The following is a 400-nucleotide window of genomic DNA, read 5'->3' on the forward strand; positions in this document are numbered from 1 at the left end:
GCTAACGAACCAGCAGCTAGAACTGCTCTATTCTCTTTAGTTTCTCAGCGTGATCCAAATGCTGTAATCAGCACTAACACCGGCCAAGCACTTATCGATGAAATCTTAGCTCAAAGAAGAATTGAGCTTTGGGGTGAAGGATTCAACTTCCTTGATCTTAAAAGAGCAAACTTGCCTTTGAAAAGATCAACTAGAGGTAGCTTCAGCCTTACTCAGGCTAGAATCACAGAAATTCCTGCTGGTGATTTACAGTGGCAGTGGTTCTTCCCTATTAGCGCTATTAACGTGAACCCTAACTTGGTTCAGAACGATTAATAAAACGATGAAGGTTTTAAACCTTCACATCAATAAATGACAGAAGCCCAATTGTATAAATTGGGCTTCTTCTTTTTTAATACTA

Annotated in this window: 1 protein-coding gene; it reads left to right on the plus strand. The window is 39.5% G+C overall.

The genetic code is table 11. The annotated features are described in order from the left end of the window. A partial coding sequence (locus AWW67_RS06355; RefSeq protein ID WP_141655392.1) for a RagB/SusD family nutrient uptake outer membrane protein occupies positions 1–315 on the plus strand: 315 nt, incomplete at its 5' end. Positions 316–400 lie beyond the last annotated feature (85 nt).

The sequence above is a fragment of the Roseivirga seohaensis genome, from assembly GCF_001592945.1.
Lineage (GTDB): Bacteria > Bacteroidota > Bacteroidia > Cytophagales > Cyclobacteriaceae > Roseivirga > Roseivirga seohaensis.